Source organism: Bradyrhizobium sp. Kon56 (genome assembly GCF_055807635.1).
In genome coordinates this window covers 299,885-321,908 of sequence record NZ_JBVVOU010000003.1, presented here as the reverse complement: position 1 = coordinate 321,908, position 22,024 = coordinate 299,885, and the positions used below count along the sequence as shown (strand labels likewise).

The window sequence follows — 22,024 nt, the reverse complement described above, 5'->3', positions numbered from 1 at the left end:
GCGGTCCAGTCTCCGTGGACAAGCAGGTCGCGCCGCCGTTGCGCCGAACTGGGACGATCGCGCTTGAGCAGCTCGTATCGCTCAAGCGCTCAAAAACCCGAACATCTTGCGAAGTCCTAGATGATTTCAGCACATTCTATCGGGCGCCTGATGCGATGAAGGGTTGATCGGAATTTTGCTTCCGCGTTCTTGGCAGCCGAGGTTCGTTGGAACATGTCGCCCCATGTCGAGCGCATTCACAGCGATGAGCGTCTCCCGGCCGAGGCCGATGTCGTTATACTCGGCGGCGGTATCCTCGGCGCTACGGCCGCCTATTACCTGGCGAAGCGCGGCCTCTCTGTGGCGCTCCTCGAGAAGGGTCACGTCGCCTGTGAACAATCGAGCCGAAACTGGGGTTGGTGCCGGCAGCAGAACCGCGATCGCCGCGAACTGCCACTCTCGGTGATCTCTATGCGGCTGTGGGACGAGCTCACGCGCGATATCAATCGGGACCTCGGATTTCGGCGCTGCGGACTCGTCTATGCGACCCACGACGAGGCTGTGCTCGCCGGCTGGGAAAGGTGGCGCGAGGTCGCCAGGGAGTACGACGTCGACACCCGCGTGCTGAGCCGGGCGGAGGTGGCCGAGCGCGTCCCCGAAGCGCGCGACAAATGGGTCGGCGGGACCTATTCGGCTCGGGACGGCAAGGCCGAACCTGCGCTCGCCGCGCCGGCTATCGCCGAAGGGGCCAGAATTCTGGGCGCCACGATCCACCAGGGATGCGCCGCGCGGGCGCTCGACTTGGCCAATGGCAAGATTGCAGGCGTGCACACGGAGAAGGGCTATATCAGAACCAGCGCGGTGCTTTGCGCCGCCGGCGCCTGGTCCTCGCGCTTCCTTCGGCCGCTCGGGATCAGTTTTCCCCAAGCGAGCATCCGTCAGACCGCGCTGCGTTCCACCCCGACAATCAACATAGGCGAGGCGGTCTCCACACCCTACTGCACGATCACGCGTCGACTGGACGGCAGCTATACGCTTGCGATCAGCGGCAAGGCGAACCTCGAAATCACGCCCCAGGCTATCCGGTACAGCCGGGAATTCATGCCGCAGTTCTTGCGTCGCCTGAAGAACGTCAGGATTGGCGTCGGCCAATCGTTCGTTTCGGGGCCGGATTCAATGACGGCGCTGCTGACCAACGACGATCGGATCTTCGAACAGAATCGCGTGCTGGATCCTCCGCCCTTGAAATGGCTGGTGAGCCAAGTGGTGGCGAGTGTCCGGAAAACCTTCCCCCAACTCGGCGAAATAAAGATCGGTAGCGCTTGGGGCGGTTTCGTCGATTGCACGCCGGATGCAGTGCCTGTCGTGTCGAAGGTGGACCGGGTGGAAGGCCTCGTCCTCGCAGCGGGCTGCTCGGGTCACGGCTTCGGTTTGGGCCCGGGCCTCGGCTATCTGGCCGCACAGCTTCTCGTCAACGACACTCCTTGCGTCGATCCCGCACCGTTCCGGCTGTCGCGTCTGACCGATGGCTCGAAGCTGGACATCTCGGCCATCTGAAGATCGAGCCGGAAGTCGGGCCTGACGCGTACCGAGCAACGCCAGGTTTGGAGTACTGCGGATGGTTGCGGACGATTTAGAACGGGCTTGAACAGCCTAGTTGGTGCCCCTGGCCGGAATCGAACCAGCACTCCTTGCGGAACTCGATTTTGAGTCGAGCGCGTCTACCAGTTCCGCCACAGGGGCCCTCGGTCGGCCCTAGGCGGGCGTCGCGAAGCCGGCGGACTATAGCCATGGACCAAGCGGGGTCAACCCGCGCCAAAGTGATCCGGGCCGTTCTCGACAGCCGCATGAGCCGGGGTTACAGCCTTGGAAAGCGACCCATCGAAAAGAGGCTGCCGTGACAACCCAGAGTGCCGCAATACCTGCATTCAAATCGGCGGCCACGAGCCCCGCGCTGGCCGCTTCGCTCGCGGCCGGACTGACGGCAGCCGCGACCATCGCGGGTGCCTGGTTCTTCCAGCTGGTGCTCGGGATTGTGCCCTGTCCGCTCTGCCTGGAGCAGCGCTACGCCTATTACCTCGTGATCCCGCTCGGCCTGCTCATCGCACTCGCGGCGCGGGGCGGTGCGCCGAGGCCGTTGCTGCTCGCGGGCCTGGCGATCCTTGCGCTGGCGAGCATCGCCAATGCCGGGCTCGGCACCTATCATTCCGGCGTCGAATGGGGCTTTTGGAAGGGACCGACCGACTGCTCCGGTCCCATCGTCAATCTCGGCAGCGCCACCGACCTGCTGTCGCGGCTCGACACCGTGAAGGTGGTCCGCTGCGACGAGGTGCAGTGGCGCTTCCTCGGCCTCTCGCTTGCCGGCTACAACGTGCTGATCTCGCTCTTGATGGCTGCGATCGCCGCGTGGGGATTCTTTGCGACGGCGAAGCGCTGAGGCTCAATCATCCACATCGTCCTGCGTCCGGCCGAACAGGTGCACAATGCCCGGCGTCGCGATCGTCACGAAGACGAAGCGCGAGAGGTGATGTGCGCCGACGAAGATCGGATCGATGTGCAGCGTCAGGGCCAGCGCCAGCATGGCGTCCATCGCGCCCGGTGCGTAGGCGACCACGACATCGGAGAATTTCACCTGCGTGGTGAGCGCCACGATGCCGACGAAGATCGCGGAGACGGCGATGGCGACGGCAAACGAGCCCAGCGCCGCGTTGATGTGGCCGGCGAGCGTCTTGATCCGCATCCGCGCGAAGCGGCTGCCGATCAGGGCGCCGATGCCGACCAGCGCCACGCCGCGTACCCAGTCCGGCAGGCCGCCCTCGACCCAACCGGCGCCATGCAGCACGCTTGAGCCGATCATCGCACCGAACATCCAGCTCGCCGGAAACCTGATCAGCCGCAGGAGGAGTGCCGCGGCCAGCGAGGCCGCGACCAGCTCGACGAGGTCGAGCGGCGAGGCGATCGTCGTCGTCAGCGATGGCGCGACGGAGGGCGCGACGCTGGCGAACGCCAGCACCATCGGCAGGGCCGCGGTGAGGATGATGACGCGCATGGTCTGCACCACCGCGATGCCCGGCAGGTCGGCGCCCCGCTCGACCGCCAAAATCGTGATCTGCGACAGCGCGCCGGGGCTGCCGGCGAGGAAGGCCGAGGTGCGGTCCCAGCCGTGAATGCGCTGGAGATAATAACTGGAGCCGAAGGTCGAGCAGAAGGTCGCGAGCGCGAGCAGCCCGATGGTGAGCGGATAGGCACTGACCTGTTGAAGCAGGTGGCGAGAGACGACTGATCCTAACGAAATGCCGAGCAGCACCAGCACCGTCTGGGTCAGGATCGGCGGCAGCGTCAGCTGGCGACCGGCGATCGCGGCGATCCCGACCGCGATCATGGAGCCCGAGATCAATCCCCCCGGAAGGCCCGCGAGCAGAAACACGAGGCCCCCGGCGGTGCCAATGACGAGCGTTTCCACCGTGCTCAAGATCTTGGCACGGCTCGGCCATTCGAACGGCAGGGAGGCGGTGATTTGCTTCACACCACCTTATCGCAAATCAACAAGAGGCGCACAATTGCGGCCACGTCATGCCGCAATGCGCGCGCCTCTCGCCGAAGCCGCGAGCAGGGGGGAAGGATTTACTTCTTGTCCGCAGCCGGCGCGGCCATGCCGGCCTTGGCGGTCTTGATGCATTCGGAGCGGAATTTCTTGCGCTCCTTGCCGTGCAGGCCCTTGGCGTCGGCCAGCTTGGAGCATTCGAGCGACTCGGCCGAGTGCTCCTTCGGTGCCTTCTTGTCCATGGGGGCGGCGGTTGTGGTTTTGGTGTCGGTCTTTGCTGCCGGCGCGGCGGTCTGCGCGAAGGCGGTGCCGGTGGCGAGCAGGGAGGCGAGAGCGACGACGGCGAGGCGAGATGTGAGGGTCATGGTGCTGCACTCTTCTTGCGGGAATTGCGAAGGGCGCGAAAGTCGGCTGGCGTTGCTGAACGCGAGATGAATAATTGGAACGTGGAGGATCACTATATTTTGGCGGCAGCAGCCATCGCTTCCTTGTCGCGGGCGGGCGGCACGCTAGGATAGCAATCCTCGGTTCACTTCCCTCGGGGGAAGATCAAGGAGGAGACCAAGGATGACCATTCAATCAAAGTTGCTGTGTGCAGTTGCGCTGTCGGGCTTTGCCGCGCTGGTGGCAAGTGCGCCGGCGCAGGCGCTGACCTCGCAGGAGTGCAGCGCGAAATACCAGGCCGCCAAGAAGGACGGGTCGCTCGGCACCACGAAGTGGAATGACTTCCGCAAGGCCCAGTGCGGCGCGGACGCGACGCCAGCGGCTGCGCCGACCGCGGCCGCTCCTGCTGCGCCCGTCGCTCCCGCCGAGCCGAAGCAGGCGAAGAAGGAGGCCGCCCCGGCTGCTGCCCCGACCCTGCCGGCCGGCCCCGCGATCTATCCGAACGCGGTCGATCCGAAATACGCCAAGGAGACCCCCGGCAAGGGGCGTCTGCATACCTGCGTCGACCAGTACAACGCCAACAAGGCCACCAACGGCAATGGCGGCATGAAGTGGATCGAGAAGGGCGGCGGCTATTACAGCGAATGCAACAAGAAGCTGAAGGGCGCCGCCTGACGCTTCCAGACGACGCAGAGGCCGGAGCCAAGCTCCGGCCTCTTGCTTTAATCCAGGAGCTTCTCGGCCGATTTCGCGACGAGCTGCGATCGCTTGCGCGGGCCGCGCTCGACGAACAGCAGGCTCTGGCCGAAGATGAAGCAGTAGAACAGGAAGGCCTGCGCTTCGGCTGCCTCGGTATCGAGGCCGGTCGCGCGATAGAGCTCGGTGACGTGCTTCAGCCGCGCCGCGTCTACGTTCGCCACCGCCGCGGCGGCGCCCTCGTCCGAGCGGGCCCATTGCCGGATCGCAAGCTCGATTGCCATCCCGTCGGGATTGAGCCGCTCGGAATAGAGCTGGATCACCGCCCGCAGCCGTTCGCGGGGCTCTTGGCCATCAAGGCTCGTCTGCTGCGCGATCGCCATTGAGCGCCCCTCGCGCCAGCGCTCCAGCATGGCACCGAGCAGCGCGGCACGGTCGGCGAAGCGGCGGTAGAAGCCGCCCTTGGTGACGCCCAGGTTCTTGGCGAGCACCTCGACCCGAACCCCCTCGACTCCCGATCGGGCGAGCTCGGTGAGCCCTGCCTCGACCCAGACATCGCCTTTGCCGTCACTCATGCAGGCAGCCTCGCCGATTCTTGATACGGTGCCGTATTGCTAACGCGGGAGGAGGTTGATACGCTACCGTATCGACAATCAAAGGCAGAAAAGGCCAGGGAGAATTGCGATGGAGCAGGAGGCGACCTATCGCGGCACGGTCTATCCATGGCAGTGCGATCACGCCGGCCATATGAACATCATGTGGTATGTCGGCAAATTCGACGAGGCCAACTGGAATCTGTTCGCCCGCCTCGGGCTGACGCCGAGCTATCTGCGCGGCTCCGGCCGCGGCATGGCCGCCGTGCAGCAGAACATCACCTATAAGCGCGAGCTGCGCGCCGGCGACATCGTCGAGATCGGCAGCCATCTGCTTGAGATCCGCGACAAATCGATCCGCTTCCGGCACGACATGACCAATGCCGAGACCGGCGAGATCGCCGCGTTCTGCGAGATCACGGGCGTGCACATGGACCGTAGCCAGCGCAAATCGGTGCCGTTCACGGATGCCATCCGCGAGGTGGCCTTGAGGCACCTCGCCGAGAAGGCGGAGGCCTGAGCCATGGCTGCATATGAGCCGAAGAACCCGGGCTATCGCGCGGCTGCCATCGCCATGTTCGACGGCCAGCCGGCGATGCACACGCTCGGTATCGTGATCGTCCGCCTTGCGCCGGGCGAGGCTGAACTAGCCATGCTGCATTCGCCGGCCCTCACACAGCAGAACGGCTTTGTCCACGCCGGCATCATTACCGCAGGCCTCGACAATGCCTGTGGTGTCGCCGCCTTCACCCTGATGCCGCGCGAGGCCGATATCCTCACCGTCGAGTTCAAGACTACGCTGCTCGCGCCGGCACGGGGCGAGCGTTTCGTCTTCAAGGCAGAGGTGGTCAAGCCCGGCCGCACGCTGACCTTTTGCGAGGCCAGGGCGTTTGCCGAGCACGAGGGCAAGGTCACGTTGATCGCCACGATGACCGGGACGCTGATGGCAATGCTGCCCCGCGCTGTGGCTGCGCAAGCGCCGGCCCCGATACCGGCATAGCGTGGCGATGACATCGGCGCCGCGACACTCTATATGACCTGTAACAATTCCCAGTCTCGGACCGTATCCACGGAAATGGGACCGAAATGGAACGAGATATGGCTGGATTCAGGAATAAGAGCCTTGTGCCGACGCGGCGCGCGGCGCTGACGCTGATTGGAGCGGGCGCCCTTGTCGCCGGTGGGATCACCGCGGCGCGGGCGGCAACCGACGAAGACGAGGTGCTGACCGAAGCCAAGGTGCTGCGCGATCCCGACGTTCCCGTGGCCGGCAATCCCGACGGGAATATCAGCATCATCGAATGGTCCGACTATAACTGCCCCTATTGCCGCAAGCTCGAGCCCGAGTTGCGTCAGGTCATCCAGGACGACGGCAAGGTCCGGCTGGTGATGAAGGACTGGCCGATTCTCGGTCCGGTTTCGGTCACGGCCGCGCGGACCGCGCTGGCGGCGAAATTCCAGGACAAATACCACCAGGCCCATGACGCCATGATGGGCGTCAGCTCGCGCCTGACGGAGCCGCGCATCAACGAACTGCTCGCGGCGGCCGGCGTCGACATGGATCGGTTGAAGCGCGATCTCGCCGATCACGCCAAGGACATCGACGCCGTGCTCAAGCGCAACAACGAGCAGGCCGAAGCCTTCGGTTTCCGCGGCACGCCGTCCTTCATCGTCGGCAAATACCGCGTGCCCGGCGTGCTCAGCATGAACGAGTTCGAGCAGGTCATCGCCGACGCCCGCAAGGCCAAGATGAACTGAGCCGAGCGATATTCACCGCGCAATACGAAGGCGCCGCCGCGGACCCGCGACGGCGCCTCATTCATGATACCACGTCGTTACTTGGAGGAGATGCGGACCCAGTCCTTGTGCGCGCGATCGCGCAGCGCGTCCCAATCGGCTTTGGCGACATCCCAGTTTACGATGGTGCGATTGGTCGTCGCGACCTCGCCATGAGCAACCGACGACGTCTGCATGGAGTCATAGACATACACGCCGCAGGCAAGCAGCAGCGCGCCCAAAATCATTCCAAGAAACATCCGCATGGCGAAACCTCCGATGACGGGCGATAACGTCGGCCCGGATCGGTTGTTCCGCGGCAGTAGGGCGCAGGGAAGGAGAGGTTGTTCATTCTCCATTCAGCCACTGCACCAGCTCCGCGTTGATCTCGCGAGGATAGGTGTGGCTGAGGTCGTCGATCTCGCGATAGGTGACGTCGGCGCCGGCGGCGGCGAGGGCCGCCTGCGTCTGCCGCGCGGTCTGCACCGGAAACATCCAGTCGAGCTTGCCGTGCGCGATGAAGATCGGCAGGCGCTGCAGACGCGCAGCGTCAGCCATTTCGACCATCAGCGGATGGAAGGTCGCCGACACCGGCGCGAGATGCGTGAAGGGCGAGGCGCCGTCGAGGCCAGTGACGTAGCAGAAGGTGCCGCCGTCGCTCATGCCGGTGAGCAGCATGCGCGAGGCGTCGATGGTCCAGCGGCTGCGCACGGTTTCGAGAATGCGCATGAGGTTGGGCGTGTCGGAATCGTCACCCATCAGCGCCCAGGTTGGGCCGGTCGCGGTCGGCGCCACCAGGATCGCACCAAGACTGCGGGCATCGCGCAGCCAGCTCCACAGGAAACCGCGGCCGTTGCCGCTGCCGCCGTGCAACGCCATCACCAGCGGCATGGCGCGATCGGGCGTATAATATTCGGGCACGTAGACCGAAAAGCCACCGCGGCTGCCGGGCTCGTTGTGATCGTGGATGATGCCGGTGTGCGCGTCCGCGCCGGCTTCGAGCCGCGACAACAGGTCGGCATTCTCGCGATTCGCGGCGTTGAGGAAGAAACTGCTGACCGGCGGAAACCGCACGGCCAGCGGATAGAGTGCCTCCTGCGCGCGCGGCACATGACGTAGTGCGCGGAAGACCGCGACGAGGTCGCCATTGCCACGTTCGACCTCGCGCAGGCCGGCAAAGGCGGCGAGCGTCTCGTCGCAGGCACGATCGAGCCGCTCGCGCAGTCCGGTGAACTCCTCCGGCCATTCTCGGATTGCCGCGCGCGCCGTTTGCAACGCCTCGTCGGGAGCGCCAATCGCATTCATCAAGGAGCCGAAGGCCGGCGGGTGCAGGTTGCGCTGAAAAAAGGCGAGCGCCTCCAGCGCATTGAGCAGCGGCGGCAGCACGGCCACGATATCGTCAACGACGGCCTCGCTCATCGTCGCTTCCCTGCGTCAGTTCTGATCGTCAGTGCAGCTTCGGCGCCTTCAAGAGCTTGTAGCGATCGGTCGAGGTCACCGTGACGTCGAAGGTGACGCCTTCATGATGTACCGTCAGCGGCACGTCGACGCCGGCAGCGCCGAGGCCCCACAGCTTCTTGTAGAAGCCGGTTTGGCTCGTGACCTTCTCGCCGTCGACCGCGAGGATGACGTCGCCGGTCTTGAGCTCGGCACGGGCGGCGGGACCATTGGCGGAGATCCCGATCACAACCACGCGGTTGTCGATCTCGGTCGAAAACAGTCCGAGCCACGGCCGTGCCGGCTTGTTGACGCGGCCGAATTTGCGCAGATCGTCCAGGATCGGTTTCAACAGGTCGATCGGCACGATCATGTTGACGTGCTCGGCCTTGGCCTCGCGCTCGCGTTCGAGCTGCAGCGAGCCGATGCCGATCAGCTCGCCGCGCTCGTTGAGGAGCGCCGTGCCGCCCCAATTCGGGTGCGCGGGATGGGTGAAGATGGCCTCGTCCAGCAGATATTCCCAGTAGCCGGCGAATTCCTGCTTGGCCACGATCTGGCTCGCGACCGAACGCGTGCGTCCGCCGGCGCCGCCGACCACGACGCGGTCGCCGAGCCGGGTCTCGGCCGAGATCCCGAGCGGCAAGGGGGCGACATCGAGCTGGCCGAGCGCCTGCACCAGGCCAAAGCCGGTGACGGCATCGAAGCCGAGCACATGTCCCTCCACTACGCGCCCGTCTCCGACATGCAGCCACACCGACTCTGCTTCGGTGATGAGGTAACCGATGGTGAGCACCAGCCCATCGTCGATCACGACGCCGTTGCCGGCGCGTTCGGTGCCCAGTGTCTCGGCACTGAAGGCGTCCGGCGGGATGATGGCATGCAGGCCGACGACGGAGGCGAGCGCGCGGTCGAGATCGAAACCGTAATCGCTCGCACGCGGCTGATTGGCCGGTGGCACTCTCCATTCGGTCAGGGCGGGCATGGAGTTCTCCTGGCTGAGAGCATCGCTCCGCCGATTAGCGGAACGACGCGCGAAGCACGGATAATTTAGGCCGGAGGAGGCCGTCTTGAAAGCCTCGTTCCCCAACTATTCCCGAGGCACCGGATGAAATCTTTGAAAGGCGCGGGAAGGCTTGATGCACGGTCGGTCGAGCGGGCCTCCGGCATTGGCCGCATGGCTGCTGTCCGGCGAGGTGCTAGGCGCGGTACAATGAAGCTGCTAACCATTGCCGCTTCGTTTGACCGAGGGATCACGGGGCCGAAGCATGGACAACCGCAGCGACATCTGGCGTGGCATCGACACGATCAAGGCACGTTTCATCGACCTCAGCGACAAGGTCTGGGGCATGCCCGAAGTCTGCTACACCGAGGCGCGATCCGCCGCCGAGCATCTCGCCGAGTTGCGTCATCAGGGTTTCCGCATCACCGAGCAGGTCGCGGGCATTCCGACCGCGGTGACGGGCGAATGGGGCGAGGGCGGACCGGTCATTGCCTTCATGGGGGAATATGACGCGCTCCCGGGCCTGAGCCAGGAGGCCGGCGTCGCGGAGCATCGTCCGGTCGAGACTGGCGGCCACGGCCATGGCTGCGGTCACAATCTGCTGGGTTCCGCAGCTCTCCTCGCCGCGACGGCGGTGAAGGACTGGCTTGCCGAGAACAAGGTGCCGGGCCGCGTGCGCTATTACGGCTGCCCCGCGGAGGAGGGCGGCGCGGCAAAAGCCTTCATGGTGCGCTCCGGTGCATTCGAAGACGCCGACATCGCCATCACCTGGCATCCGCACAGCTTCTGGGAAGTCGCGGTGACGCCGTCACTGGCCAACACCCGCGCCGATTTCATCTTCACCGGCCGTACCTCGCATGCGGCGGCCTCGCCGCATCTCGGCCGCTCCGCGCTCGACGCCGTGGAGCTGATGAATGTCGGCGTGAACTATATGCGCGAGCACATGCCGAGCGACGCGCGCGTGCACTACGCGCTGCTCGACACCGGCGGCATCGCCCCGAACGTGGTGCAGGCGCATGCGCGCGTGCGCTATTCGATCCGCGCCCGTGATCTGCCCGGCATGAACGAGCTGGTCGGACGCGTGAGCAAGATCGCGGACGGCGCGGCGCTGATGACCGAGACCAAGGTCGAGATGAAGATCATCTCCGCGGTCTCCAACATCCTGCCGAACACGCCGCTGGAGCAGGCGCTGCATCGGGTCATGGAAGAGCTCGGACCGCCGCATTTCGACGACGCAGACAAGGGCTTTGCCACGGAGATCCGCGCAACGCTGAGCGACAAGGACATCGAGTCGGTCTATTACGCGATCGGCATGGAGCCGACCGACCGGCCGCTGGCTGACTTCCTGGTGCCACTGGATGCCAAGCGCAATCCGCTGGTCGGCTCGACCGACGTCGGCGACGTGAGCTGGGTGGTGCCGACCGTGCAGGTCCACGCACCCACGGTTGCAATCGGTACGCCCTTCCACACCTGGCAGGTGGTCGCGCAGGGCAAGAGCGCGCATGCGCACAAGGCCATGGTGCAGGCCGCCAAGGCGATGGCCGGCATCGGTATCAAGGCGCTGACGGACCCGGAGCTGATCAAGGCTGCCAAGGCTGACCTCCAGAAGCGGACAGCCAAGACGCCTTACGTCTGTCCGCTGCCAGACCACGTCGCGCCGCCGCTCGACATGTCCGTGGCGTAGAATTTCGCCTCGATACTTCGTCTGATGCGGCGATCAAATTTTCTGCAGTGCAGCGCGGAATTCAGCGTGTTTTGATGCTGGATTGCCGATCGGATGGGCTGCGGAATATGGTTTTGCCCAACAGACAGTCAGAAGACCGTTTGCATACACACGGTCGCAGTTGACGCGCACCCCATTCGGTGTGCCATCTACCGCCAGCCAAGCCCGGTGGTCGCCTCGCGCGACCGCCTGCATCCATACGGGAACCAGACGGGGACAACCATGCTGGATAAACAACTGCGTTCGATGATCGGTGACGTGAAGGACGGGCGGATGGATCGCCGCGGCTTCATTCAGCGTCTTGCCGCCGTGGGTCTCACCGCGCCTTTGGCCAACCAGATTCTCGCGCTTGGCGGCGTCGCCATGGCCGAGGGCGCCTCGACCTACAAGCCGACCAAGCGCGGCGGCGGTGGCGCGCTCAAGCTGCTGTGGTGGCAGGGGCCGACCCTGCTCAATCCGCATTTCGCCACCGGCACCAAGGACCAGGACGGCGCGCGTCTGTTCTACGAGCCGCTCGCCTGTTGGGATCCCGACGGCAACATGAAGCTGGTCCTGGCCGCCGAAATTCCCTCGATCCAGAACGGTGGCCTCGCCGCCGACGGCAAGTCGGTGACCTGGAAACTCAAGCCCGGCGTCAAATGGCATGACGGCACGCCGTTCACGGCCGACGACGTCGTCTTCAACTGGGAATATGCCAAGGATCCGGCGACCTCCGCACTGACCATCGCGACGCTCCGCGACATCACCGTCGAGAAGGTGGACGACCTCACGGTTCGCATCCTGTTCAACAAGCCGACGCCGTTCTGGGCCGACGCTTTTGTCGGGGCTCCCAATACCATCATCCCGAAACATCTGTTCAAGGACTATATGGGGTCCAAGTCGCGGGAGGCGCCGACCAACCTCTCGCCGGTCGGTACCGGCCCCTACAAGTTCGTCGAGTTCAAGCCGGGCGATCTTGTCCGCGGCGTGATCAATCCCGATTATCACATGGCCAACCGCCCCTATTTCGATTCGATCGAGATGAAGGGCGGCGGCGACGCCGTCTCTGCCGCGCGCGCGGTGATCCAGACTGGCGAATATGATTTCGGCTGGAACATTCAGGTCGAGGACGACGTGCTGCTGCGCCTGGAGAAGGGCGGCAAGGGAAAAACCGTCTACGCCGTCGGCGGCGACACCGAATTCATCGCGCTGAACTTCACCGATCCCAACACCGAGGTCGACGGCGAACGCTCCTCGATAAAGACCAAGCACCCGCTGTTTTCTGATCCAGCGGTGCGCAAGGCGCTCTCGCTGCTGATCGATCGCGAATCGGTCAAGAAGGCCATCTACGGCCGCGCCGGCCGCACCACCGCCAACTTCCTCAACGGGCCCGAAAAATTCGTGTCCAAGAACACCTCGTGGGAGTTCAGCGTCGAGAAGGCCTCGAAGATCCTCGACGACGCCGGCTGGAAGCCGGGCGCCGACGGCATCCGCGAGAAGGACGGCAAGAAGCTGAAGCTCCTCTACCAGACCGCGATCAACGGGCCGCGCCAGAAGACGCAGGCCATCGTCAAGCAGGCCTGCCAGAAGGCGGGTATCGACGTCGAGCTGAAATCGGTCGTCGCCTCCGTGTTCTTCTCCTCCGACGTCGGCAATCCCGACACCTATTCCAAGTTCTACGCCGACATGGAGATGTTCCAGATCCCGCTGAGCCAGCCCGATCCGTCGCAGCACATGCGTCGTTACCTTTCGAACCTCGTCGCCACCAAGGAGAACAAGTGGCAGGGCACCAACTTCCCGCGCTGGGTCAACAAGGAGTACGACGCGACCATCCTGGCCGCCGACGGCGAAATGGATCCGGTCAAGCGCGCGGCGCTCTACATCAAGGCCAATGATCTCATGTACCAGGACATCGTTTTCATCCCGGTGCAGCACCGTCTGAAGGTCGAGGCGGCCGCCAACAATCTGCGCCCGGTCGTTTCCGGCTGGGCCAACGAGACCGACAATTTGTTCGACTGGTACCGCGAAGAATGATCACGCACGCCTAGAGCGGTCCTTCTTCATGAGCCAGTATGTCCTGCGTCGCCTCCTGATCGCGATTCCGAGCCTGCTCGGAATTTCGCTCGTGCTGTTCGTCGTGCTCGCACTCGCCCCGGGCGATCCCTTCTCCGAGCTAGCGACCAATCCGAACGTGCCGCCCGAAGTCGCTCTCGCGCTTCGGGCGAAGTTCGGCCTCGACGATCCGATCTACCTTCGTTACCTGCACTGGCTCAACGCCATGCTGCACGGCGACTGGGGTTTCTCCTTCGTCAGCCGGATGAACGTGGACACGCTCATTCTCCAGCGACTGCCAACGACGCTGTACGTGATCGGCTCGGCGCAGATCCTTGCGCTCCTGATCGCGATCCCGGTCGGGGTCTACGCCGCGACGAAACCTTATTCGCTGTTCGACCAGGTCGCCAACACGCTCGCCTTTGTCGGCTTCTCGCTGCCGACCTTCTTCACCGGCATCCTGTTCATCCTGATCTTCTCGGTCACGCTGGACTGGCTGCCTTTCGTCTACACGACCGACATCAAGGGCACGGGAATTCACTGGGTGCTGGAGATGATCCGTCAGGCCATCATGCCGGTGGCGGTGCTCGGCCTGTTCCAGGCTGCGTCGATGACGCGTTTCGTGCGCTCGGCGATGCTCGACGTGATCCGGCTCGACTACGTCACCACCGCGCGCGCCAAGGGCATCGGCCAGAGGCGGGTGATCATCAAGCATGTGATGCGCAACGCGATGATCCCGGTCGTCACGTTGATTGCGTTGCAAATCCCGGCGGTGTTCGGCGGCGCCATCGTCACCGAGCAGATCTTCCGCATCCCCGGCATCGGCTCGCTGCTGATCTCCTCCATCCTCTCCAACGACACGCCGGTGGTGATGGCCGTCACCTTCGTCTTTGCGTGCCTGGTCGTGCTGTTCAATCTCATCGCGGACGTTCTTTATGGCTGGCTTGACCCTCGCATCTCCCTCCGCTGAGCGGCGCGTCTACTCGCCCTGGCGCGAGACGTGGCGGCGCTATAGCCGCCACAAGCTTGCCGTGGTCAGCGCGTTCCTGCTCCTCGTTCTGATCCTGGCGGTGGTGGTCGGCCCCTTTATCTGGCGGGTCAAGATCGACGACATCGACATCGTGGCGGGCATGCAGGGGCCGTCGCTGGCCCATCCCTTTGGCACCGACGATCTCGGGCAGGATATCCTCGCCCGCATGATCTATGGCGGGCGCATCTCGCTCGCGGTCGGTCTCGCCGCGATGCTGGTCTCGGTCTTTGTCGGTGTGCTGATCGGCGCGCTCGCCGGCATGTCGCGCGGCGCGCTCGGCCATGGGCTGATGTGGCTCACCGATCTCTTTTTGTCGCTGCCGCAATTGCCCCTGCTGCTGCTGCTGATCTATCTCTTCCGCGACGGGCTGAAGGCAGCGTTCGGCCCCGAGGGCGGCATTTTCATCCTGATCGTGCTCGTGATCGGTGGCTTGCGCTGGATGCCGGTCGCCCGCCTCGTTCGCGCCCAGTTCCTGTCGATCCGCGAGAAGGAATTCGTCGAAGCCGCGCGCGCTCTCGGAGCCAGCCCGGTACGGCAGGTGGTGCGCCATATCCTGCCCAATGCGCTCGGTCCGGTGATCATCGCCGGCACCATCGACGTGGCCGCAGCCATCATCGCGGAATCGACGCTGTCCTTCCTCGGCCTCGGCTTCCCGCCGGATACGCCGACCTGGGGCCGGCTGCTTTATGACGCGAAAGACTTTCTCGACATCGGCCCGCACTGGGCGCTGTTCCCGGGCGGCGCGATCTTCATCGCAGTGGTCGCCATCAACTTCATCGGCGACGGCCTGCGTGACGCGCTCGATGCGCGGCGGGTGATCTGATGGCGCCGCTGCTCGAGATCAAGGGACTGAAAACCCACTTCTCCACCGACGACGGCATCCTCCAGGCGGTCGACGGTGTCGACATCTCCATCAACCGCGGCGAGACGCTCTGCGTCGTCGGCGAATCCGGTTGCGGCAAGACCGTCACCGCGATGTCGATCCTGAAGCTGATCGCGATGCCGCCGGGCCGCATCGCGGCAGGCGAGATCATCTTCGAGGGCCGCGATCTCGTGCCGCTGACGAGCAGTCAGCTCGACGAGATCCGCGCCAAGGAGATCGGCTTCATCTTCCAGGAGCCGATGACCTCGCTCAATCCGGTGCTGACCATCGGCGAGCAGATCGCCGAAAGCCTGCGCCGCCATGAGAATGTCACCAGGAAACAGGCGCTCGATCGCACCATCGAGATGCTCAAGCTGGTGCAGATTCCCAACGCCGAAGGCCGCGTGCACAACTATCCGCATCAGTTCTCCGGCGGCATGCGCCAGCGTGTGATGATCGCGATGGCTCTCGCCTGCAAGCCGAAACTGATCATCGCCGACGAGCCCACCACGGCCCTCGACGTCACTATTCAGGCGCAGATCCTCGACCTGCTCCAGGACATGAAGGAACGCTTCGGCATGGCGGTGATGCTGATCACCCATGCCATGGGCGTCGTCGCCGAGACCGCGCAACGCGTCGTCGTGATGTATGCCGGCAAGGTGGTGGAGGAGGCGCCCGTCAACGACCTCTTTGGCAATCCCGGCCATCCCTATACCCAGGGACTGATCCGCTCGATCCCGCGCATCGATCTCGCCAGCGAGCACAAGGTGCGGCTGGAGGCGATCGGCGGCTCGGTGCCGATCCTGATCAATCCGCCGGTCGGCTGCCGCTTCGCTCCGCGCTGCCGCCACGCCATGAGCGTCTGCACCGAGAGGGAGCCGCTGCTGCGCGAGATCGCGCCCGGCCACCGTATGGCCTGTCATCTGGGAGATACGCAGTTGGGAGGCGCAGCATGACCGAGCCCCTGCTCCGCGTCAGCGGCCTGAAGAAATATTTTCCCGTGCATGGCGGCCTGTTGTCGCGCCAGGTCGGCAGCGTTTATGCCGTCGATGGGGTCTCGTTCTCGGTCAACCGCGGCGAGACGCTCGGCCTCGTCGGCGAATCCGGCTGCGGAAAGTCGACGACGGGACGCTGCGTGCTGCGCCTGATCGAACCGACCGACGGCGAGGTCGTGTTCGACGGTCAGGATGTCCGCCAGCTCGGCGGCAACGATTTGCGCGCGATGCGGCGGAACATGCAGCTTGTGTTCCAGGACCCGTTCGCCTCCCTCAATCCGCGCATGACGGTCGGCGCCATCCTCGGCGAAGCCCTCGTCATCCATAAGCTCGGCTCATCCGCCAAGGAGCGTGAGGATCGCGTCGCGAGCCTGCTGGTGAAGGTCGGGCTCAAGGCCGAGCACATGCGCCGCTATCCGCATGAATTCTCCGGCGGTCAGCGCCAGCGCATCGTGATCGCGCGTGCGCTCGCGGTCGAGCCGAAACTGATCGTCTGCGACGAACCGGTGTCTGCGCTCGACGTCTCGATCCAGGCGCAGGTCATCAACTTGCTGGAAGATCTCCAGGCGGAGCTGAACCTCACCTATCTCTTCGTTGCGCACGATTTGTCGGTGGTCGAGCACATCTCCGACCGGGTCGCGGTGATGTATCTTGGCCGTATCGTCGAGCTCGCCAAGGCCAGCGACCTCTACCGCAATCCGCAGCATCCCTACACGAGGGCGCTGTTATCGGCGGTGCCGGTGCCCGATCCCAAGCTCAAGCGCGAGCGCATCCGCCTCAAGGGCGACGTTCCGAGCCCGATGAAGCCGCCGTCGGGCTGCCACTTCCACACCCGCTGTCCTATCGCCCAGCCGCGTTGCGCGGAAAGCGCACCGGAGCTGAAGGAGGGAGCAGGCGGGCACTTTGTGGCGTGCCATCTCGCCTGACGCCGGGAAAAGCGGATCGCGCATTCATGCGTGAAGCAGGCCGTGCTCCGACAGGGCCCGCCTGAAAGCCTCAACCGAGGTGTGGTGATGCGCGAACAGGCCCGCCTCTCGCGCACCGGCGACATTGGCCATGAGATCGTCGACGAACAGGACGTTCTCCGGTTTGACGTCGAGCTCCGACAGACAGAGGCGGAAGCAGCGCGGGTCCGGCTTCGCCGTCTTGAACCGGGCCGAGGCGTAGATTCGCGAGCCGAACAGCGGTGGCAATTCCGGCAGCAGCGCTGCGATATGGTCGGCGACCAGCGTCGTGTTGTTGGTCAGGACGGCAATGTCGACGGTTTGACGCAAGCTGCCGACAATCTCCAGCATGGCACGATCGGCCTGCATTGAACGGCGTCGCGCCTCGATCCACTCGTCCGGTGACAGCGGATAGCCGATGCGGTCGCCGAAACCCCGCAAATAGTCCGCGGCATCGAGTGTGCCGGAATCGCCGAGCAGCTCGAAGCCGCTGTCCCAGATCGCCTTGTGGACGGATTCGCTCGTGGTCCCCGCAACCTTCGCCAGCCATGCGACACGCTTTGCCGTGTTGTAGTCGCAGAGGACATTGTCCATGTCGAAGAGGACGAGTTTGATTTGACCGGTCACCGCAGCACTCTCGGATTGGCCGAACATCCGGCCGTGATCCAAGCCATACCGCGCTGGAGCGCAGGCAACAAATCGGGCCAGCGGTCGATCCGTCACGCGCTCCTGGCGGGCCAGGGAACGACCTGTCCCGACATCACCAGCCGGTCACGGCCGTTGTCCTTGGCGGCGTAGAGCGCGCGGTCGGCGGCGCCGACCAGCGTGCTGCAGTCCGCCGTGGTTTGGGACGGCAGACTCGTCGCGCCGCCAACGCTTGCGGTCACCAGGCGCGAGGGGGGACTTTGCGCATGCGGCATGGCGAGATCGTGCAGAGCCTTGCGAATCCCTTCGCCGACCTCGGCGCAGCCCTCGGGACCGGTGTTCGGCAACAGCACGGCGAATTCTTCGCCACCGTAGCGCGCCGCGACGTCGGCCTGGCGCTTGGTGTGGGTTGATAGGATCCGGCCCAGCGCGCGCAGGCATCCGTCGCCCGCCAGATGCCCGTATTGGTCGTTGAACTTCTTGAAATGATCGACATCGATCAGCAGGAGCGAGAGCTGCGTGCCATCGCGCCGGGCCCGGGCCCATTCCTCGGCGAGGCGCTCGTCGAACGCGCGCCGGTTGACGAGTCCGGTGAGGCCGTCGGTCGTTGCAAGCGAGGCGAGCTTGTCCTGAAGATCCTTCTGCTCGGTGATGTCGCGCACCACCGCGACGACGCCGTCGATCTCACCGCTGTCCGACGCCAGGGTCACGTGCAACGCCGCCTCCGCCCAAATCTCGCCCTTGTCGCGATGACGGTGGCGATAGACGAACCGCGTCTCCTCGGCCTCGCCATTCTTAAGCGCGGCGATAGCCTGCTCGACCCGCTCCATGTCGTCGGCGTGAATGCCGGCCAGGGCCGAGGTGGATAGCAGCTCGTCGGAGGACCAGCCCGTGATGCGTACGCACGAGGGGGAAACGTAGAGCAGCCGGTTGTCCAGCCCGATCCGGGTCACCATGTCGCTGGATTGCTCGGCCAACAGGCGGAAGTTTGCTTCGTTGACGACGAGGGCCTGGGCCGTGCGCTGCCGCTGTACGAGCTGACGGACCAGGTAGAAGCCGATCACCGCGATCAGCAGCACGAGGCCGAGGACGAAGGTGGTGCGCGCAGCCGCGGCTTGCCGCCACGGCGCCAGCACGTCGTCCCGCGACTTGCTCGCCAGCACCATTAGGGGATAGCGGCTGCTGCGTTGGTAATAGCTCAGCCGCTGGACGCCATCGAGCGGCGACTTGAAATAGTAGACTGCTGCGGCGGGGCGACTTTCCCGTCCCTTGAACAAGGGCGCATTGGACAGGTCGCGTCCGACAAAGGCGCCACTGTCGTCGCGGCTGCGCGCCAGCATGATGCCGCTATCGTTGAGCAGCGATGCCGAGCCGTTCGTACCGATGTCGAACCGCTCGTAGAACTTGACGAAATAGCCGACGTCGATCGTGAGCAGGGCAACGCCGGCGAAGCCGCCGTCGGCATCGTTGATCCGGCGGGACGCGGTGACGACCCATTGGCCCCCGGCTCGACTCTTCACGGGCGGTCCGATCAGCGTGCCCATCTCCGGCGAGTCCCGATGACGCTGGAAATATTCGCGGTCGCTGTTGTTGAGCTTGGAGAAGTCGAGCCGCTCGGTCGTGGCAAGCCACTGCCCGCTCGCGTCATAAACGAAGATGCCGCGGATCCGGTCCGATGATTTTCGTGTCGGCAGATAGGCCTGAAGCTTGGTGATCGTGTCCGGACCCGTCCCGTCGATTTCGAGCCGGTGGACCAGGCCTACGAGGATTGTATCAACGAGTTCGAAGGTGTCGTCCGCGTGCTGGATCAGCGAATGCGCCAGATTGGCGACGTCGATCTCGGCGTTCTTGAGATCGGCATTGCGTGTTTCCCATTCACGCCAGGCGCTCAAGCCGAGGATGGCGAAGCAGGTCAGGATGACGAAACCCGCTGCCCAGAGCGGAAGGCGCGTCTTTCCGAGTTCGCGGCCCGTGGTCATCAGGCTTGCTCCATTTCGGCGCAAACCTCTCACTTTGGCCTTAACGGGCTGTTGCAACTTCCGTGCGGATTGTGCGCTTCCGGTCGGAACAATCCTCGACAATTGACGGGCTATCGTCGAGCTAACCAGGCTGACCCCGCGCGCCGGGCCTTTCTGCCTCACTCATCCAGCGTGAAGCCGACCCGCAGCGTCACCTGGTAGTGGCGCACGGCACCGTTCTCGATATGGCCGCGCGTTTGCACCACCTCGAACCATTTCATCTCGCGAACGGTCTTTGCGGCCCGGCTGACCGCGTTCTTGATCGCATCCTCGATCGACGTCTCGGACGATCCGACCAGTTCCAGGATCTTGTAGACGTGATCCGTCTCGCTTGTGGCCATGACTATTCTCCCCTCGTGCTGTGGCGGGACCGGATATGTCTGTCGCGGACAACTGGCGCCCGCGCGACATCCGGCCTCGACTCTGAACGGATGCCGGCGCCCCGAGTTCCGTCCCGGCAGGAGCCTGCCGCTCGCCTTCCGAGCGCTGCCTAGGCGTCCCAATTTTTCTAAGTGCACGAAAATCTGGATCGCGTGTGCAAGCGGCGCTCCTGAATTGGCGCGCGGTCGCCGGCCCGCTCTTGCCGGTTCCGATATGAGTAAGCTAACCTCGGCCTTTCCTCTGGCGTCTTCGAAGTGCGGTGATGATCGAGCGTTGGACGAGGGGCGCTCTGGCTGCGATCGGTCTCTGCGTTGTGCCCGCGCCGGCCATCGCGCAGGACGATCTCGACGGTGCCCCGATGAGCATGTCGCTGCAGGTCACGACCGATCCCTCCACCATCGAGTGCCGTCGGCTGGAGAAGGTCAATCCGGCCTCGCTGGTCTTCTTGCCGCTACGCCGGACCTTCAACGAGGATTTTGACGAGCATCCGCTGGCAAACGGACGCTGGGTGCCGCATTACGCCGGCGGCGCGGCCTGGCCGGAGGCGCGCTACTGGGGCGGCGACGGCTCCGACTTCAAGCGCAAGACCAGCGCCAATGGCGAGCAACAGATCTATGTCGATCCGCGCTATGCGGGGCGCAACGCGGCGCCGCTCGGGCTCGATCCGTTCAAGGTCAAGGACGGCGTGCTGTCGATCGTCGCCAGCCGTACCCCGCCGGGGTTGAAGCCGGTGCTGTTCGACAACGAGTACATCTCCGGGATGCTGACGACCCAGGGCACGTTCGCGCAGAAGCACGGCTATTTCGAGATCCGCGCTAAGGTGCCGGTCGGGCACGCAGTGTGGCCGGCGTTCTGGATGCTGGCGGATGACGGTGGCTGGCCGCCGGAGGTCGACGTGCTGGAAGGCCGCGGCGAAAAGCCGGGCGATCTCGTGATGACGACGCATTGGCGGATTCCCTCGACCCAGAAGATTCAGTCCTGCGGCTTCGACTTCGCGGTCGGCGACGCGTCGAGCGCATTCCACACTTACGGTGTGCTGTGGGAGGAGGATCGCCTGGTCTATTTCATCGACCGCAGACCGGTGTCCGACATCAAGGTGCCGATCGGTTTCGACGATCCCATGTACATGATCGTCAATCTCGCGATCGGATCCAAATTCTTTCTCGGCGTCGGTCCGGTCGACGCGGAGTCGCCGCCTACCGTCGCATTCGAGATCGACCGGATTTCCGTCTATCAGATCGATCTGGAGCAGGCGCGCAGATAGAAGCTCGCTGATCTCTCCCGGCGTTGGGCGGCGCGAGTCAACGATGGATTGCCGAGGGCCTGCACGCCGACGTTACGGATCCAGCTCCGTATCCCAGTAGAGATAATCCAGCCAACTGTCGTGCAGATAGTTCGGCGGGAACAGGCGGCCGTTACGGTGGAGCTGGTGCACGGTCGGCGCGAAGGCGTGCTGGCGTGGAAACATCTTGGCCTGCACCGGCGTCAGATTGCCCTTGCGCAAATTGCAGGGCGAGCACGCCGCGACCACGTTCTCCCAGGTGGTCTGGCCGCCTTTGCTGCGCGGGATGATGTGGTCGAAGGTGAGGTCTTCGGGCGAGCCGCAATATTGGCAGGCGAAACGATCGCGCAGGAAGACGTTAAATCGGGTGAAGGCAGGGTGGGTGGTCGGCTTGACGAAGGATTTGAGCGAGACGACGCTCGGCAGCTGCATTTGCAGCGTGGGGCTATGGACCGCCTGATCGTAATGCGCGACGATGTTGACGCGGTCGAGGAATACCGCCTTGATCGCGTCCTGCCACGACCACAAAGACAGTGGGTAGTAACTCAGCGGCCGGAAGTCCGCATTCAGCACCAACACCGGCCAATGGCCTTGCGAGACATGTGCGTTCAAGTAACGCTCCTGGCCTCCAATGTACGCTGCGAAGCAGCACGTAACTGACATACTACATGCAGCGTGACGGGATTGTGAAGCCCGTTGAGCGA

Annotated in this window: 23 protein-coding genes and 1 tRNA gene; 13 read left to right on the top strand and 11 right to left on the bottom strand. The window is 64.4% G+C overall.

What is annotated here, in order from left to right; all coding sequences use genetic code 11:
• Window positions 1-213: 213 nt before the first annotated feature.
• A complete protein-coding gene (locus tag AC0L3B_RS07165; RefSeq protein ID WP_473380225.1) occupies window positions 214-1,536 on the top strand; it encodes an NAD(P)/FAD-dependent oxidoreductase in 1,323 nt (440 codons plus the stop codon).
• Window positions 1,537-1,637: 101 nt separating this feature from the next.
• Here AC0L3B_RS07165 and AC0L3B_RS07160 read toward each other — a convergent pair.
• A tRNA-Leu gene (locus AC0L3B_RS07160) sits at window positions 1,638-1,722 on the bottom strand.
• A gap of 154 nt (window positions 1,723-1,876) precedes the next feature.
• Here AC0L3B_RS07160 and AC0L3B_RS07155 point away from each other — a divergent pair.
• Window positions 1,877-2,416 (top strand): disulfide bond formation protein B, encoded by a 540-nt coding sequence (locus AC0L3B_RS07155; protein WP_473380224.1) that lies wholly within the window; start codon window positions 1,877-1,879, stop codon window positions 2,414-2,416.
• Window positions 2,417-2,419: 3 nt separating this feature from the next.
• Here the strand turns inward: AC0L3B_RS07155 and AC0L3B_RS07150 are convergent, their stop codons facing one another.
• Both AC0L3B_RS07150 and AC0L3B_RS07145 read right to left on the bottom strand, forming a co-directional pair.
• Entirely contained in the window at window positions 2,420-3,505 is a 1,086-nt protein-coding gene (locus AC0L3B_RS07150; protein WP_473380223.1) for an AbrB family transcriptional regulator, read from the bottom strand.
• Between the two features lie 98 nt (window positions 3,506-3,603).
• Window positions 3,604-3,888 carry a PsiF family protein gene (locus AC0L3B_RS07145; RefSeq protein WP_473380222.1) on the bottom strand — a complete coding sequence of 95 codons (285 nt, stop codon included), beginning with the start codon at window positions 3,886-3,888 and terminating at the stop codon, window positions 3,604-3,606.
• Between the two features lie 202 nt (window positions 3,889-4,090).
• Between AC0L3B_RS07145 and AC0L3B_RS07140 the strand changes: the two genes are divergently transcribed.
• On the top strand, window positions 4,091-4,582 hold the full coding sequence (locus AC0L3B_RS07140; RefSeq protein WP_377828972.1) for a hypothetical protein: 492 nt from the start codon (window positions 4,091-4,093) through the stop codon (window positions 4,580-4,582).
• Between the two features lie 47 nt (window positions 4,583-4,629).
• Here AC0L3B_RS07140 and AC0L3B_RS07135 read toward each other — a convergent pair whose 3' ends face one another.
• Window positions 4,630-5,178, bottom strand: a complete 549-nt coding sequence (locus AC0L3B_RS07135; protein ID WP_085350765.1) for a TetR/AcrR family transcriptional regulator — start codon at window positions 5,176-5,178, stop codon at window positions 4,630-4,632.
• Between the two features lie 109 nt (window positions 5,179-5,287).
• Here AC0L3B_RS07135 and AC0L3B_RS07130 point away from each other — a divergent pair, with 109 nt between their 5' ends.
• From AC0L3B_RS07130 to AC0L3B_RS07120, 3 genes are all read left to right on the top strand, one after another.
• Complete coding sequence (locus AC0L3B_RS07130) at window positions 5,288-5,716, top strand: acyl-CoA thioesterase (protein WP_473380221.1); 429 nt, start codon at window positions 5,288-5,290, stop codon at window positions 5,714-5,716.
• Between the two features lie 3 nt (window positions 5,717-5,719).
• The gene (locus AC0L3B_RS07125; protein WP_473380220.1) at window positions 5,720-6,196 is read left to right on the top strand and encodes a PaaI family thioesterase; all 477 of its coding nucleotides are present in this window, start codon (window positions 5,720-5,722) and stop codon (window positions 6,194-6,196) included.
• Between the two features lie 98 nt (window positions 6,197-6,294).
• A complete protein-coding gene (locus tag AC0L3B_RS07120; protein WP_026232486.1) occupies window positions 6,295-6,954 on the top strand; it encodes a DsbA family protein in 660 nt (219 codons plus the stop codon).
• A 77-nt stretch (window positions 6,955-7,031) separates the two neighbouring features.
• On the opposite strand, the gene AC0L3B_RS07115 is transcribed toward AC0L3B_RS07120, so the two are convergent.
• The 3 genes from AC0L3B_RS07115 to AC0L3B_RS07105 all read right to left on the bottom strand — a co-directional run bounded on the left by AC0L3B_RS07115 (window position 7,032) and on the right by AC0L3B_RS07105 (window position 9,391).
• Window positions 7,032-7,238: a hypothetical protein gene (locus AC0L3B_RS07115; protein ID WP_018453216.1), complete on the bottom strand. Its 207-nt coding sequence runs from the start codon at window positions 7,236-7,238 to the stop codon at window positions 7,032-7,034.
• A gap of 82 nt (window positions 7,239-7,320) precedes the next feature.
• Window positions 7,321-8,391, bottom strand: coding sequence for a phospholipase (locus AC0L3B_RS07110; RefSeq protein ID WP_473380219.1), 1,071 nt, complete (start codon window positions 8,389-8,391; stop codon window positions 7,321-7,323).
• Between the two features lie 28 nt (window positions 8,392-8,419).
• Window positions 8,420-9,391 carry a S1C family serine protease gene (locus AC0L3B_RS07105; protein ID WP_018453218.1) on the bottom strand — a complete coding sequence of 324 codons (972 nt, stop codon included), beginning with the start codon at window positions 9,389-9,391 and terminating at the stop codon, window positions 8,420-8,422.
• 283 nt (window positions 9,392-9,674) lie between these two features.
• Here AC0L3B_RS07105 and AC0L3B_RS07100 point away from each other — a divergent pair, with 283 nt between their 5' ends.
• From AC0L3B_RS07100 to AC0L3B_RS07075, 6 genes are all read left to right on the top strand, one after another.
• Window positions 9,675-11,093: a M20 family metallopeptidase gene (locus tag AC0L3B_RS07100; RefSeq protein ID WP_377828978.1), complete on the top strand. Its 1,419-nt coding sequence runs from the start codon at window positions 9,675-9,677 to the stop codon at window positions 11,091-11,093.
• A gap of 261 nt (window positions 11,094-11,354) precedes the next feature.
• Window positions 11,355-13,145, top strand: coding sequence for a peptide ABC transporter substrate-binding protein (locus AC0L3B_RS07095; RefSeq protein WP_085350827.1), 1,791 nt, complete (start codon window positions 11,355-11,357; stop codon window positions 13,143-13,145).
• Window positions 13,146-13,173: 28 nt separating this feature from the next.
• Window positions 13,174-14,133, top strand: a complete 960-nt coding sequence (locus tag AC0L3B_RS07090; RefSeq protein ID WP_007597394.1) for an ABC transporter permease — start codon at window positions 13,174-13,176, stop codon at window positions 14,131-14,133.
• A complete protein-coding gene (locus AC0L3B_RS07085; RefSeq protein WP_007597392.1) occupies window positions 14,099-15,016 on the top strand; it encodes an ABC transporter permease in 918 nt (305 codons plus the stop codon). Before AC0L3B_RS07090 ends, AC0L3B_RS07085 begins: the two co-directional genes overlap by 35 nt.
• Window positions 15,016-16,011: an ABC transporter ATP-binding protein gene (locus AC0L3B_RS07080; protein WP_473380218.1), complete on the top strand. Its 996-nt coding sequence runs from the start codon at window positions 15,016-15,018 to the stop codon at window positions 16,009-16,011. The genes AC0L3B_RS07085 and AC0L3B_RS07080 overlap by 1 nt, the downstream gene beginning before the upstream one ends.
• Complete coding sequence (locus AC0L3B_RS07075; protein ID WP_007597389.1) at window positions 16,008-16,976, top strand: ABC transporter ATP-binding protein; 969 nt, start codon at window positions 16,008-16,010, stop codon at window positions 16,974-16,976. Before AC0L3B_RS07080 ends, AC0L3B_RS07075 begins: the two co-directional genes overlap by 4 nt.
• A 24-nt stretch (window positions 16,977-17,000) precedes the next feature.
• Here AC0L3B_RS07075 and AC0L3B_RS07070 read toward each other — a convergent pair whose 3' ends face one another.
• From AC0L3B_RS07070 to AC0L3B_RS07060, 3 genes are all read right to left on the bottom strand, one after another.
• Entirely contained in the window at window positions 17,001-17,648 is a 648-nt protein-coding gene (locus tag AC0L3B_RS07070) for an HAD family hydrolase (RefSeq protein WP_473380217.1), read from the bottom strand.
• Window positions 17,649-17,713: 65 nt separating this feature from the next.
• A complete protein-coding gene (locus tag AC0L3B_RS07065) occupies window positions 17,714-19,618 on the bottom strand; it encodes a sensor domain-containing diguanylate cyclase (protein WP_473380216.1) in 1,905 nt (634 codons plus the stop codon).
• 158 nt (window positions 19,619-19,776) lie between these two features.
• A complete protein-coding gene (locus AC0L3B_RS07060; RefSeq protein ID WP_018453224.1) occupies window positions 19,777-19,998 on the bottom strand; it encodes a dodecin in 222 nt (73 codons plus the stop codon).
• Between the two features lie 302 nt (window positions 19,999-20,300).
• Between AC0L3B_RS07060 and AC0L3B_RS07055 the strand changes: the two genes are divergently transcribed.
• Window positions 20,301-21,302, top strand: coding sequence for a glycoside hydrolase family 16 protein (locus AC0L3B_RS07055; RefSeq protein WP_473380215.1), 1,002 nt, complete (start codon window positions 20,301-20,303; stop codon window positions 21,300-21,302).
• Window positions 21,303-21,374: 72 nt separating this feature from the next.
• On the opposite strand, the gene AC0L3B_RS07050 is transcribed toward AC0L3B_RS07055, so the two are convergent.
• The gene (locus tag AC0L3B_RS07050; protein WP_007597381.1) at window positions 21,375-21,932 is read right to left on the bottom strand and encodes an HNH endonuclease; all 558 of its coding nucleotides are present in this window, start codon (window positions 21,930-21,932) and stop codon (window positions 21,375-21,377) included.
• Window positions 21,933-22,024 lie beyond the last annotated feature (92 nt).

Coding starts and splice junctions, on each gene's coding strand:
- AC0L3B_RS07105 (WP_018453218.1), bottom strand. CDS start 9,391: ATGCCCGCCCTGACCGAATGGAGAGTGCCACCGGCCAATCAGCCGCGT.
- AC0L3B_RS07060 (WP_018453224.1), bottom strand. CDS start 19,998: ATGGCCACAAGCGAGACGGATCACGTCTACAAGATCCTGGAACTGGTC.
- AC0L3B_RS07115 (WP_018453216.1), bottom strand. CDS start 7,238: ATGCGGATGTTTCTTGGAATGATTTTGGGCGCGCTGCTGCTTGCCTGC.
- AC0L3B_RS07140 (WP_377828972.1), top strand. CDS start 4,091: ATGACCATTCAATCAAAGTTGCTGTGTGCAGTTGCGCTGTCGGGCTTT.
- AC0L3B_RS07070 (WP_473380217.1), bottom strand. CDS start 17,648: ATGTTCGGCCAATCCGAGAGTGCTGCGGTGACCGGTCAAATCAAACTC.
- AC0L3B_RS07135 (WP_085350765.1), bottom strand. CDS start 5,178: ATGAGTGACGGCAAAGGCGATGTCTGGGTCGAGGCAGGGCTCACCGAG.
- AC0L3B_RS07145 (WP_473380222.1), bottom strand. CDS start 3,888: ATGACCCTCACATCTCGCCTCGCCGTCGTCGCTCTCGCCTCCCTGCTC.
- AC0L3B_RS07125 (WP_473380220.1), top strand. CDS start 5,720: ATGGCTGCATATGAGCCGAAGAACCCGGGCTATCGCGCGGCTGCCATC.
- AC0L3B_RS07085 (WP_007597392.1), top strand. CDS start 14,099: ATGGCTGGCTTGACCCTCGCATCTCCCTCCGCTGAGCGGCGCGTCTAC.
- AC0L3B_RS07165 (WP_473380225.1), top strand. CDS start 214: ATGTCGCCCCATGTCGAGCGCATTCACAGCGATGAGCGTCTCCCGGCC.
- AC0L3B_RS07100 (WP_377828978.1), top strand. CDS start 9,675: ATGGACAACCGCAGCGACATCTGGCGTGGCATCGACACGATCAAGGCA.
- AC0L3B_RS07090 (WP_007597394.1), top strand. CDS start 13,174: ATGAGCCAGTATGTCCTGCGTCGCCTCCTGATCGCGATTCCGAGCCTG.
- AC0L3B_RS07130 (WP_473380221.1), top strand. CDS start 5,288: ATGGAGCAGGAGGCGACCTATCGCGGCACGGTCTATCCATGGCAGTGC.
- AC0L3B_RS07080 (WP_473380218.1), top strand. CDS start 15,016: ATGGCGCCGCTGCTCGAGATCAAGGGACTGAAAACCCACTTCTCCACC.
- AC0L3B_RS07120 (WP_026232486.1), top strand. CDS start 6,295: ATGGCTGGATTCAGGAATAAGAGCCTTGTGCCGACGCGGCGCGCGGCG.
- AC0L3B_RS07055 (WP_473380215.1), top strand. CDS start 20,301: ATGATCGAGCGTTGGACGAGGGGCGCTCTGGCTGCGATCGGTCTCTGC.
- AC0L3B_RS07065 (WP_473380216.1), bottom strand. CDS start 19,618: ATGACCACGGGCCGCGAACTCGGAAAGACGCGCCTTCCGCTCTGGGCA.
- AC0L3B_RS07095 (WP_085350827.1), top strand. CDS start 11,355: ATGCTGGATAAACAACTGCGTTCGATGATCGGTGACGTGAAGGACGGG.
- AC0L3B_RS07110 (WP_473380219.1), bottom strand. CDS start 8,391: ATGAGCGAGGCCGTCGTTGACGATATCGTGGCCGTGCTGCCGCCGCTG.
- AC0L3B_RS07075 (WP_007597389.1), top strand. CDS start 16,008: ATGACCGAGCCCCTGCTCCGCGTCAGCGGCCTGAAGAAATATTTTCCC.